The 11959-nt window shown below is 73.7% G+C and carries 11 protein-coding genes and 1 pseudogene; 6 read left to right on the plus strand and 6 right to left on the minus strand.

What is annotated here, in order from left to right; translation table 11 throughout:
• Nucleotides 1-173 precede the first annotated feature (173 nt).
• Nucleotides 174-791, minus strand: a pseudogene (locus ACIA8O_RS29580) (rhomboid-like protein); the annotation flags it as partial.
• 225 nt (nt 792-1016) lie between these two features.
• Between ACIA8O_RS29580 and ACIA8O_RS29585 the strand changes: the two are divergent.
• Nucleotides 1017-1724, plus strand: a complete 708-nt coding sequence (locus ACIA8O_RS29585; RefSeq protein WP_396297193.1) for a TetR/AcrR family transcriptional regulator — start codon at nt 1017-1019, stop codon at nt 1722-1724.
• Between the two features lie 210 nt (nt 1725-1934).
• Here ACIA8O_RS29585 and ACIA8O_RS29590 read toward each other — a convergent pair whose 3' ends face one another.
• Nucleotides 1935-2786 carry a fumarylacetoacetate hydrolase family protein gene (locus tag ACIA8O_RS29590; protein ID WP_396297030.1) on the minus strand — a complete coding sequence of 284 codons (852 nt, stop codon included), beginning with the start codon at nt 2784-2786 and terminating at the stop codon, nt 1935-1937.
• 200 nt (nt 2787-2986) lie between these two features.
• Between ACIA8O_RS29590 and ACIA8O_RS29595 the strand changes: the two genes are divergently transcribed.
• Genes ACIA8O_RS29595 through ACIA8O_RS29615 form a run of 5 tightly spaced genes read left to right on the plus strand, consistent with a single transcriptional unit; the run spans nt 2987 to nt 8088 of the window.
• Nucleotides 2987-3931, plus strand: coding sequence for an STM4015 family protein (locus ACIA8O_RS29595; protein WP_396297031.1), 945 nt, complete (start codon nt 2987-2989; stop codon nt 3929-3931).
• A complete protein-coding gene (locus ACIA8O_RS29600) occupies nt 3928-5007 on the plus strand; it encodes an STM4014 family protein (protein ID WP_396297032.1) in 1080 nt (359 codons plus the stop codon). The genes ACIA8O_RS29595 and ACIA8O_RS29600 overlap by 4 nt, the downstream gene beginning before the upstream one ends.
• An 11-nt stretch (nt 5008-5018) precedes the next feature.
• Complete coding sequence (locus tag ACIA8O_RS29605; RefSeq protein WP_396297194.1) at nt 5019-5849, plus strand: STM4013/SEN3800 family hydrolase; 831 nt, start codon at nt 5019-5021, stop codon at nt 5847-5849.
• Nucleotides 5846-7144, plus strand: a complete 1299-nt coding sequence (locus tag ACIA8O_RS29610; RefSeq protein WP_396297033.1) for an STM4012 family radical SAM protein — start codon at nt 5846-5848, stop codon at nt 7142-7144. The genes ACIA8O_RS29605 and ACIA8O_RS29610 overlap by 4 nt, the downstream gene beginning before the upstream one ends.
• Nucleotides 7141-8088 (plus strand): STM4011 family radical SAM protein, encoded by a 948-nt coding sequence (locus ACIA8O_RS29615; RefSeq protein ID WP_396297034.1) that lies wholly within the window; start codon nt 7141-7143, stop codon nt 8086-8088. Before ACIA8O_RS29610 ends, ACIA8O_RS29615 begins: the two co-directional genes overlap by 4 nt.
• Here ACIA8O_RS29615 and ACIA8O_RS29620 read toward each other — a convergent pair.
• From ACIA8O_RS29620 to ACIA8O_RS29635, 4 genes are read right to left on the minus strand one after another with little or no spacing between them, the layout of a single operon-like run.
• Nucleotides 8021-9199, minus strand: a complete 1179-nt coding sequence (locus tag ACIA8O_RS29620; RefSeq protein ID WP_396297035.1) for a serine/threonine-protein kinase — start codon at nt 9197-9199, stop codon at nt 8021-8023. The genes ACIA8O_RS29615 and ACIA8O_RS29620 overlap by 68 nt on opposite strands.
• A gap of 58 nt (nt 9200-9257) precedes the next feature.
• On the minus strand, nt 9258-10241 hold the full coding sequence (locus tag ACIA8O_RS29625; protein ID WP_396297036.1) for an ABC transporter substrate-binding protein: 984 nt from the start codon (nt 10239-10241) through the stop codon (nt 9258-9260).
• A gap of 5 nt (nt 10242-10246) precedes the next feature.
• Nucleotides 10247-11014, minus strand: a complete 768-nt coding sequence (locus ACIA8O_RS29630) for an amino acid ABC transporter ATP-binding protein (RefSeq protein WP_396297037.1) — start codon at nt 11012-11014, stop codon at nt 10247-10249.
• Entirely contained in the window at nt 11011-11958 is a 948-nt protein-coding gene (locus ACIA8O_RS29635; protein WP_396297038.1) for an amino acid ABC transporter permease, read from the minus strand. The genes ACIA8O_RS29630 and ACIA8O_RS29635 overlap by 4 nt, the downstream gene beginning before the upstream one ends.
• Nucleotide 11959: the final 1 nt, after the last annotated feature.

Raw genomic sequence — 11959 nt, forward strand, 5'->3', positions numbered from 1 at the left:
GCGGGGGGGGGGGGGGGGGGGGGGGGGGGGGGTGGGGGGGGGGGGGGGGGGGGGGGGGCGGGGGGGGGGGGTGTTCCCCCCTCCGCACCGGGGGGGGGGGGCCGCCGGGGGGCGCCCCGGCGGCGCAGGGAGCGCCAGGCCTCGACCGGGTCCCAGACCGGGCGGCCCCGGGCGAAGCGGTAGAAGCTCAGGCCGATCAGCACCGAGCAGAAGTGGCCGAGGTCGGTGAAGGTGTGCGAGGTGATCAGCGGCAGCAGGTAGAAGAACAGCAGCCCGCCGCCGTACACGTAAGCCCAGCGCCCGGCGAACCGGTAGGTGAGCACGCCCTCGACCCCGGCCAGCGCGTACGAGACGCCCACGTCCACCGTGGTGGCCATGTTCTCCGGCAGCCGTCCGGCGTCCACGCCCCAGGCGACGATGCCCTCGCTGACGAAGGTGGCCAGCACGTGCGCGGTGAGCGCGACGGCCAGCCAGCGCAGGGTGCCGAGCCAGCGCTCGGCCGGGACGTGGAAGACGTTGAAGATCACGAAGTAGAAGGGGAAGGAGGCCGACTCGGTCCAGATCGCACTGGCCAGCAGGGCGTGCACCGGGTGCGAGCGCAGCTGGTCGATGTTGGTCGACCGCTTCCCCAGGAACCACTCCAGGTTGGCCGGGTCCATCCTGGCCACCACGAAGCTGGTGCAGGCGAGCAGCAGCAGCCAGACGTAGGTGCCGGGGGCCGCCCTGACGTACTGCCAGACCGCCTGCCCCGCGCGGGCGGCCACGCCCCGGCGCACGGGCTGCTCGTTCACGCTCTCCTGCAACCCGACTCCCGTGCTGGTGCGGCCTCCGCTGACATGATGGTCCGTTATGTCCCGCTCTGCGGGGCTGACCCGCCGAAACCGGGTCAGATCGGGGGAGGGGTGGAGGCCGGGTGGGCGGCTACCCTGGCGGCCATGACTGCGACGATCCCGACCACGACTCCGGCTTCCGCGGAGGCAGAGGTGACGGCGGCGGTGACCGCGGACGTGACGGCGGTGACGGCGGAGACGGGCGCGCCCACGACGGCCAAGCGGCCCGGGTACCGGCGGCTGCCGGTGCAGCAGCGCCGGGAACAGCTGATCGCGGTGGCCCTGGAGCTGTTCGCCTCCCGCCCGCCGGAGGAGGTCAGCCTGGACGACGTGGCCGAGGCGGCCGGCGCCTCCCGCCCCCTGGTCTACCGGTACTTCGCCGGCAAGCAGCAGCTGTACGAGGCCGCCCTGCGCAGCGCGGCGGAGGAGCTGGCCGGACGGTTCACCGTCCCGCCGGACGGCACGCCCACCGGGCAGCTGGCGGCGGTGCTGGACAGCTATTTCTCGTTCGTCGCCGAGCACCACACCGGGTACGGGGCCCTGCTGCGCGGCGGGTCCGTGGTGGAGACCGCGCGGACCGGGGCGATCGTGGACGAGGTGCGGCGGGTCGCGCTGCGGCGGACCCTGCGGTACCTCGGCGTCCGGGAGGCCGCCGGGCCCCGGCTCACGCTGCTGGTCCGCTCCTGGATCTCCGTGGTCGAGGCCTCGGCCATGAGCTGGCTGGACGAGGGCCGCCAGATCGACCCCGAGTCCCTGCGGGACTGGCTGACCGACCAGTTCGTGGTGATGACCGCCGCGACGGCGGCCCACGACCCGCAGACCGCGGGCGTCCTGGCCACCCTCCTGGAGCACGACCCGCAGGCGGCGGCGCTGCTCCGACGCATGGCCCCGTAGGGGCTTTCAGGGGCGCGGGGGATGTACGCGGTGAGGCCGGGGGCGCGGGGAACTGCGCGCAGGGGAACGGCAGCACCTGCAACTGGCTGACGTGCCCTCAGTTGCAGGTGAGCCGCCTTCCGACTCGCGCAGTTCCTCGCGCCCCCGGTGTGACCACGTACGTTCTCACGCGCCCGGTGGAACCACGTACGTCCCCGCGCCCCGGAGGGGTCAGGCCTTGCCGAGGACCTGGCGTTGGCGGCCGAGGCCGTCGACCTCGAGTTCGACGACGTCGGCGGGCTGGAGGAACGGGGTCCCCGGGCGGCCGAGGGTGACGCCGGCGGGGGTGCCGGTGACGATGACGTCGCCGGGGTCGAGGACCATGAAGTGGCTGAGGTAGCGGACCAGTTCGACCACCGGGAAGATCATCTCGGCGGTGGTGCCGTCCTGCCGGAGCTCGCCGTTGACCCAGAGGCGCAGGCCGAGCGCCTGCGGGTCCCCGACCTCGTCGGGGGTGACCAGCCAGGGCCCGAGCGGGGTGAAGGTCTCGGCGGACTTGCCCTTGTCCCACTGGCCGCCCCGGTCGAACTGGAAGGCCCGCTCGGTCACGTCGTTGACCACCGCGTACCCGGCGATCACCGCGGCGGCGGCCGCGTGGTCGTCCAGGTACCGGGCCGTCCGCCCGATCACCACGGCCAGTTCGACCTCGTAGTCGGTCTTGGTGCTGCCGCGCGGCACCAGTACCTCGTCGTGGGGCCCGACCACCGTGTTGGAGGGCTTGAGGAAGACCACCGGCTCCGCCGGTATCGCCGCTCCGGCCTCCGCCGCGTGGTCGCGGTAGTTGAGGCCGATCCCGACCACCTTGCCCGGACGGGCGACCGGTGCGCCGGTGCGCTCGCCCTCGACCGAGGTGACCGGCAGTTCGCCGGCCGCGACGGCCCGGCCGAGCGCGGCCGGGTCGAGGGTGGCCAGGAAGGCCCCGTCGATGTCGCCGGTGAGCCCGGAGAGGTCGTACGCGGTGCCGTCGTGACCGAGCACCACGGGCCGCTCGGCGCCCTGGGGGCCGACTCGGAGGAGCTTCACTGCCCATCACCACCTTGGTTCGTCGCATGCCATGGAGGAGCATCCGAGGTATATCAACCGCCTGAGCCTGCGATCCAGAGGTGTCCAGTGGGCGGATTCCTATCAATTCGTCCAAGCCACCGGGCCTCCGAATCGGTGTCCAGCACGCTTGACAGCGGGCCGCCGATGCTCCGTCCGACCTGACTGGTAGACAGGTCCCCATGGCGATCAGCAAGCACATCGAGGAGTTCCACGGGCTCCCGGTCCACGACTTCACCGACCACGAGGGCACGGCCGACCCGACGCCCGACCCGGGGTCGGTGGCCTGGCGGGTGCAGGTGGAGTACGAGGGCGGCCAGGACTTCGCGGCCGTCTGGGCGGCGTTCACCGCGGCGGTGGACACCACCCGGGTCCGGGCCCTGGTGATCGGGCCGTGGTGGGAGGAGGAGTACGAGCTGGTGACCCCGGTGGTCGCCGCGCTGGCGGCCGACGCGGGGCGCTTCCCGCAGCTGCGGGCGCTCTTCCTGGGCGAGGTCACCTTCGAGGAGTGCGAGATCTCCTGGCTCCAGATGGACGACGTCACACCGCTGCTGACGGCGTACCCGGAGCTGGAGGAGCTGGTGGTCCGGGGTGCCGACGGCGACTACGAGGGCAACGGCGGGCTGAAGCTGGAGCCGGTGAAGCACGAGCGGCTGCGGGCGCTGCGCTTCGAGTCCGGCGGTCTGCCGGGCGGGGTGGTGCGGTCCGTGCTGGCCTCCGAGCTGCCCGCGCTGGAGCGGCTGGTGTTCTGGCTCGGCACCTCCGACTACGGCGCCACCTCCACCGACGAGGACCTCGCCCCGCTGTTCTCCGGCGGGCTGTTCCCGGCGCTGCGCCACCTCGGGCTGGAGAACGGCATGCGGCAGGACGCGCTGGCCGCCGCGCTGGCCGCCGCACCGCTGACGCGGCGTCTGGAGGGGCTGAGCCTGGCCCTGGGCACCCTGACCGACGCGGGCGCCGAGTCCCTGCTCGGGCTGACCCACCTGAAGCGCCTCGACCTGCACCACCACTACCTCACCCAGGGCATGCAGGAGCGGCTGCGCGCCGCCCTGCCCGGCGTCGAGCTCGACCTCTCGGAGGCCGAGGACCCGGAGGACGACTGGCGGTACGTGGCGAACGGCGAATGACCGTCCGTCTCGCGGTCGTCGGCCACCCGGGCCACCGCCGGGTCGAGCTCTTCGCGGCGGCGGTCCGGGCGGCCGGGCTGCCCGGGCCGGTGCTGCTGCCCTGGCGCGAGGTGCTGCGCGGCGAGGTCCGGGTGCCGGACGGCGCCGCCGTCCGGGTGGACTCCCCCGGCGAGGACCCGGAGGTGGACGCGCTGCTGCGCGGCCCCGGGTACGCGCCGACCCGGGTCGAGGGCAGCGCCGCCTGGTACGCCGGGCTGCTGCGCGGCCTGGACGTCCTCGCCGGGGCGGTCGCCCGTGCGCCCGGTGCCCGGCTGCTGGCCGACCCGGCCCAGGTGGCCGTGGTCTGCGACAAGCGGGCCACCCACGGGTTGATGACGGCTCACCGCGTCCCGGTGCCCCGGGCGCTCGGCGGCGGGCCGGTCGAGGGGTGGGACGGGCTGCGCGGGCGGCTGGCGGAGGCGGGGCTGCGCCGGGTCTTCGTGAAGCCGGCGCACGGCTCCTCCGCCGCCGGGGTGCTGGCGCTGGAGTTCGGCCCGCGCGGCCGGGTGCACGCCACCACCTCGGTGGAGCTCACCCCGGACGGGCTGCACAACTCGCTCCGGGTCCGCCGCTACACCGACGAGGCGGAGATCGCCGCGATCGTGGACCGGCTGGCCCCGGACCGCCTGCACGTGGAGCAGTGGGTGCCGAAGGCCGCGCTGGGCGGCCGCTCGGCCGACCTGCGGCTGGTCGTGGTGGCTGGCCGGGTCACCCACGTGGTGGCCAGGACGGCCGCCGGTCCGCTGACCAACCTTCACCTGGGCGGCCGCCGGGGCGGTCTGACGGAGCTGCGGGCCGCCGCCGGGCCGCACTGGGCCGGGCTGCTGGAGCTGGGCGAACGGGTCGCCGCCTGCCTGCCCGGCCTGCCGATGGCGGGCGTGGACGTGCTGCCCTCGGCCGGCTGGCGGCGCTGGCAGGTCGGCGAGGTGAACGCCTTCGGCGACCTGCTGCCCGATCTGCCCGGCCTCCCCGAGGGCCCCGCCCCCGGGCTCGACACCTACGGCGCCCAGGTCGCGGCGCTGCTCGGAGAACCATGACGACACCTGACATGAACGACGTGGTCGGCAGCCACGACCTGCTGCTGGTCACCCTGGACACGCTCCGCTTCGACGTGGCCGAGGAGCTGGCCGCGGCCGGCCGGCTGCCGAACCTCACCGCCGTGCTCCCGGGCGGCCGTTGGGAGCGCCGGCACTCCCCCGGCAGCTTCACCTACGCCGCCCACCAGGCGATCCTGGCCGGCTTCCTGCCCACCCCGGCCTCGCCGGACGGCCCGCACCCGCGCCTGTTCGCGGCCCGGTTCGGCGGCTCGGAGACCACCGCCGAGCGGACCTGGGTCTTCGACGCCCCCGACCTGCCCTCCGCCCTGGCCGGCGCCGGGTACCGGACGGTCTGCATCGGCGGGGTCGGCTTCTTCAACAAGCAGGGCCCGCTCGGCTCGGTGCTGCCCGGGATGTTCCAGGAGAGCCACTGGGAACCGGAGTTCGGCGTCCCCTCCCCCGTCTCCTTCGAGGCCCAGGTGGCGTGCGCCGAGCGGGTGGCGGCCCGGCAGCCGCCGGAGCAGCCGCTCTTCCTGCTGCTCAACGTCTCCGCCCTGCACCAGCCCAACTGGTTCCACCTGCCCGGCGCCACCCGCGAGGACGGCGACACCCGGGCCAGCCACGCCGCCGCGCTGGAGTACGTGGACGCCCACGTCGGCCGCCTGTTCGCCGCGATGAGCGCCCGGCGGCCCTGCTTCGCCGTCGTCTGCTCGGACCACGGCACCGCCTACGGCGAGGACGGCTACACCGGCCACCGGATCGGCCACGAGGTGGTCTGGACGGTGCCCTACGCCCACTTCTTTCTGGACCAGCACAGCTTCCTGGAGCACAGCCCCGCATGAGGCCCTACCAGTCCTACGTCTACGCCTACCCGCACAAGACCGCCTACCGCCCGCTCGACCCGCGCCCGGAGCTCGGCGAGCTCTGGCGGGGCGAGCCGCAGCAGGCGCTCTCGCTCTACGTGCACGTCCCGTTCTGCGAGGTGCGCTGCGGCTTCTGCAACCTCTTCACCCGGATCGGCAGCCCGGAGGGCCTGACCACCGCCTACCTGGACGCCCTGGAGCGGCAGGCCGTCGCGGTCCGGGCCGCGCTGGACGAGGGGGCCCGGTTCGCCCTGGCGGCCTTCGGCGGCGGCACCCCGACCTACCTGACGGCGGGTGAGCTGGAGCGGCTCTGCGACCTGACGGAGCGCCACACCGGCGTGGACCTGCGGGCCGTGCCGCTCTCGGTGGAGGCCTCCCCGGCCACCGCCACCGCCGACCGGCTGGCGGTGCTGGCCGAGCGCGGCACCACCCGGCTGAGCCTGGGCGTGCAGTCCTTCGACGACCAGGAGGCCCGGGCGGCCGTCCGCCCGCAGAAGCGGGCCGAGGTGGAGGCGGCGCTCGGCCGGATCCGGGCGGCCGGTTTCCCGGTGCTCAACATCGACCTGATCTACGGCATCGACGGCCAGACCGGGGCCAGCTGGCTCCGCTCGCTGGACGCGGCGCTGGCCTGGCGACCGGAGGAGCTCTACCTCTACCCGCTCTACGTCCGGCCGTTGACCGGCCTGGCCCGCCGGGAGACCCCGGACGACTGGGACGGGCGCCGCCTGGCGCTCTACCGGGCCGGGCGGGACCACCTGCTGGCGCAGGGGTACCGGCAGGTCTCGATGCGGATGTTCCGCCGGGCCGACGCCCCCGCCGAGATGGCGGGCGAGTACAGCTGCCAGACCGACGGCATGGTGGGGCTGGGCTGCGGCGCCCGTTCCTACACCTCCCGGCTGCACTACTCCTTCGACTACGCGGTGGACCCGAAGGAGGTGCGTTCGATCATCGACGCCTACGTGGCCACCGAGGACTTCGGGCACGCCGAGGTGGGCCGGGAGATGACCGCCGACGAGGCCCGCCGCCGCCATCTGCTGCAGTCGCTGCTCCAGGCCGAGGGGCTCGAACTCGACGACTACCGGCGGCGGTTCGGCTCCACCCCGGCCGAGGACTTCCCGGCCGAGCTGGCCTCCTTCGCCGGGCGCGGCTGGCTCGCCGGGGCCGGCGGGCGGCTGACGCTGACCGCCGAGGGGCTGGCGTACTCGGACGCCGTCGGCCCCGCGCTGTTCTCCCCCGCGGTGGCGGACGCGATGGCGGAGTACGAGCTGCGATGACCACCTTCCTCGGCCTGCCCGGCCAACCGGCGCCCGTGCCACCGGAGTTGACGGTGCTCTACCGGGGCCCGCTGTCCTCCTGCGACTACGACTGCCCGTACTGCCCGTTCGCCAAGCGGCGGGACAGCCCGCAGACCCTGCGGGAGGACCGGGCCGCGCTGGAGCGGTTCACCGCCTGGGCACCGGCCCAGCCCGGGCTCTCGGTGCTCTTCACCCCCTGGGGCGAGGGGCTGGTCCGCTCCTGGTACCGGCGGGCGATGGTGGAGCTCAGCCGGCTGCCGAACGTGCGCCGGGTGGCGATCCAGACCAACCTCAGCTGCCGCACCGGCTGGCTGGCCGAGGCCGACCTGGACGCGCTCGCCCTCTGGGTGACGTACCACCCCGGCCAGGTCGCCCCGGACCGCTTCCTGGCGAAGTGCCGGGAGCTGGACGCGCTCCGCGTCCGGTACAGCGTCGGCATCGTCGGCCAGCCCGAACACCTGGCCCCGGCGCGGGAGTTGCGCGCCGCGCTGGACCCCGGCGTCTACCTCTGGGTGAACGCCGCCGAGGGCCGCACGTACACCGACGCGGAGGCCGCCGACTGGCAGGGAATCGACCCGCTCTTCGCCTACAGCCGCCACCCGCACCCCAGCGAGGGCCGCCCCTGCCGCACCGGCTCCTCGGTGGTCTCGGTGACGGGCGACGGCTCGGTGCAGCGCTGCCACTTCGTCCGCGCCCCGCTCGGCAACCTCTACGACGGCTCCTACCGGGCCGCGCTGACCGAGCGGCCCTGCCCGCTGCCGGTCTGCGACTGCCACATCGGGTACGTCCACCTGGAGACGCTGCCGCTGTACGAGGTGTTCGGCGCGGGCGTGCTGGAGCGCGTCCCGGAAGTGCTCACCGGCCCACCAGCAGGGCGAGTTGACCAGCCGCCGGCCCCGCCTGGCCGCCCAGCCGGGCGCTGAACCGGGCCAGGTCGCGGGCGGCGTCCTCGGCCACCAGGCCGGTGACACCGGTGGCCAGCACGTCCGCCATCAGCCCGGCCGCCTCCGGGTACCGGCCGTCGGCGGCCAGGCAGAGCGCCAGGTCGTGGCAGGCGCGCAGGGTGCGCGGGTCGTGCGGGCCGCAGACCCGGGAGAACTCGCCGACCAGCGGCCGGAGCCGGCGGGCCGCCTCGGCCGGGGCCCCGGCCGAGGCCAGCGTCCAGGCCTCGTCCGCCCGCTGCCGCAGCTCGGCCGCGGTGGTCAGCGGGACGGCGGCCAGCCGGCGGGCCACCGTCAGGCCGTCCGGGGGCCGCTGCTCCGGGTCCTTGGCGAGCAGGTCGAGGATCAGCTCCTCCAGTTCGGCGGGCAGGCTCGGCACCCGCTCGCGCGGCCGGGGCGGTGGGGCGGAGACGTGGCCGTGCATCACCACCCAGACCTCCTCGGCGCCGAACGGGGGCTTGCCGACGCAGAGTTCGTAGAGGATGCAGCCGACCGAGTAGAGGTCGGAGCGGCCGTCCACCTTGGTGCCGGTCCAGCGCTCGGGGGCCATGTAGGGCGGGCTGCCGATCACCGTGCCGACGGTGGTCAGCCCGGCCGCCCGGCCGTCCAGCCGGGCGATGCCGAAGTCCAGCACCTTGGCGGTGCCGGAGTCGGCGATCATGATGTTCTCCGGCTTGATGTCCCGGTGCACCACCCCGGCCCGGTGGGCGGCCGCCAACGCCTCGCAGACCTGGCCCGACCACCGGAGCACCTCCGGGAGTTCGAGCTTCACCTGGCGGGCCAGCGCGGACAGCGAGCGGCCCTTGACCAGCTCCATCACCAGGAAGTGCAGGCCCTCGCTCTCCCCCAGGTCGTGCAGGGTGACGATGTGCGGGTGGTTCAGCGAGGCCACCGCCCGCGCCTCGTCGGTGAACCGCTCCAGGTCGGCCGGGCTGCGGTGGGCCGCCTCGGAGATCACCTTGACGGCGATCTCCCGCCCGAGCCGGGTGTCCTCGGCGCGCCACACCACGCCGAAGCCACCCCGGCCCAGCTCGTCCACCAAGCGGTACTTGCCGTCCAGCACGTCCCCGGCCTGCATCCTGCGCTCCCCCAAGTCCCTCCGTGTAGGGGCGAGTCCACCACACGCGGGCGGCCGGGAGGCGAACTCCGGACTACTGGTTGGTCTTCGGCAGACCGGGCGGGTTGAGCTCGGAGGACTGGACGGCCTCGTTCTCCAGGCCCCAGCGCTTGAGCACCTGGCCGTAGCTGCCGTTCTTGATGACGGTGTCCAGCGCCTGGTGCAGCGCGTTCACCAGCCCGTTGTCCTTCTTGGTGGTGGCACCGATCTTGCCGAGCACCTGGGCGCCGGCACCCGAGTAGGTGCCGACGATCTCGGTCTCGCCGGTCTGCGCGGCGTGGAAGGCGGCGACCGGGTTGGGCCCGAGGTGGGCGTCGATCCGGCCGGAGCCCAGCGCCAGGTAGTAGTCGGAGGAGTTCTGGAAGTACTTGATGTCCACCGGCTTGAGGCCGGCCTTGACGTTCTCCTCGTTCCAGGCGACCAGCAGCTTCTCCTGGTTGGTGCCGGAGGAGACCGAGATGGTCTTGCCGGCCACGTCCTTGGGGCCGGTGACCTTCCAGCCGGAGCCCTTCTTGGCCTCGAAGCCCAGGATGTCCAGCCGGTAGGTGGCGAAGTCGTACTTCTCCTTGCGGGCCTCGGTGACGGTGATGTTGGACAGGCCCAGGTCGTACTTGCCGGAGTCCAGGCCGACGAAGATGTTCTCCCAGGAGACCGGGTTGAGCTCGACCTTGAGGCCCAGCACGTCGCCGATCAGGAAGGCGATGTCCGGCTCCACCCCGATGATCGTCTTGTTGTCGTCCGCGTAGAAGTCCAGCGGCGGCACGGTGCCGAGCGAGTCGACCACCTTGAGCGTGCCGCGCTTGCGGATCTCCTCCGGGACGAGGGCGGCGATCGCGTCCACCTTGGCGGTGGTGACGCGCTTCTGGTCGGCCGTCAGGTTGACCTCGGTCCCGTCCGGCGCGGTGTTCCCCTTGCTCTCCGCCGCCGGGGCGGGGCCGCCGCAGGCGGCGAGCAGCAGGGCGACGGCGGGCAGGGCCAGGAGGGCACGGCGGTGCGCGGACACGGTGATGGGCTCCATCCGGATCAGAGGACCTTGGCGAGGAAACTGCGGGTTCTGTCGTGCTGCGGGCGGTCCAGCACCTCGGCGGGCGGGCCCTGTTCGACCACCACGCCGCCGTCCATGAAGACCACCGTGTCGGCCACCTCGCGGGCGAAGCCGATCTCGTGGGTGACGACGATCATCGTGGTGCCGGCCCCGGCCAGGTCCTTGATGACGTCGAGCACCTCGCCGACCAGCTCCGGGTCGAGCGCCGAGGTGGGCTCGTCGAAGAGCAGCACCTTGGGTTCCAGGGCCAGCGCCCGGGCGATGGCCACGCGCTGCTGCTGGCCGCCGGAGAGCTGGCGCGGGTAGGCGTCGGCCTTGTCGGCCAGGCCGACCCGGCCGAGCAGGGCGAGCGCCTGCTCGCGGGCCTCGGCCTTGGAGCGGCGCAGCGCGCCGACCGGGGCCTCGGTGACGTTCTCCAGCACGGTGAGGTGCGGGAAGAGGTTGAAGTTCTGGAAGACGAAGCCGATGTGGGTGCGCTGGCGCAGCACCTCACGCTCCTTCAGCTCGTACAGCTTGCCGCCGGAGCGGCGGTAGCCGATCAGCTCGCCGTCGATGGTGACGTGGCCGCGGTCGAGCTTCTCCAGGTGGTTGATGGCCCGCAGCAGGGTGGACTTGCCGGAGCCGGAGGGGCCGAGCACCACGGTGACCGACCCGGCGGCGACCTGGAGGTCCACGCCGCGCAGCACCTCCAGCCGGCCGAAGGACTTGCGGACGCCGCGGACGTCCACCATGGCGGTACTGGTCATGTCCGGCCTCCTGCGGCGACGGGGATCTGACGGAGCCTCGACCGCAGCTGCTGCCACGGGGTGGGCGGCGGGGTGCGGTCGGCACCCCGGGCGAAGTGGCGCTCCAGGTAGTACTGGCCGATGGAGAGCAGGGTGGTCAGCACCACGTACCAGACGGTGGCCACCATCAGCAGCGGCACCACCCGGCCGGTCCGGCCGTAGACCACCTGGACCTGGTAGAAGAGTTCGCCGATCGCCATCACGTAGACGATCGAGGAGCCCTTGAAGAGCGAGATCACCTCGTTGCCCGCGTTCGGCAGGATGGCGCGCATGGCCTGCGGCAGCACGATGCGGCGCAGTTGGCGCGCCCTCGGGATGCCCAGCGCGGCGGCCGCCTCCAGCTGCCCGGCCTCCACCGAGATCACCCCGGCCCGGATGATCTCGGCGGCGTAGGCGGCCTGGTGCAGCGCCAGGCCGAGCACGGCGGCGCCGAGCGCGCCGAGCAGGTCCATGGTCTCGAAGCTGACCACGGTGGGCCCGAACGGGATGCCGAACCCGAACTCCTTGTAGAGGTAGGAGAGGTTGAACCAGAAGACCAGCTGGACGATCAGCGGGATGGAGCGGAACGCCCAGACGTAGGCCCAGGCGATGGTCTGCAGGATCCGGCTCGGGGAGAGCCGCAGCAGGGCCACCACCGCGCCCAGGGCGAAGCCCAGCACCGTTCCGTAGAGGGTGAGTTGGAGGGTCACCCCGACGGAGCGCAGGATGGTGTCGGCGGTCACGAAGGCCCGGAAGGTGGCCCAGTCCCAGCCGGGGTTGGTGGCCAGCCCGTGCAGGAACTGGGCCACCACCACCAGGGCCAGCACCCCGGCCACCAGCCGCCAGGGGTGGCGGGCCGGCACCACGGGCAGGTCGGCCAGGTCGTCCTCGGCCAGCGGCGGCCGCTCGGTCACGGTCGCGGTCATG

This window comes from Kitasatospora sp. NPDC051853, assembly GCF_044452665.1.
Classification (GTDB): Bacteria; Actinomycetota; Actinomycetes; order Streptomycetales; family Streptomycetaceae; genus Kitasatospora.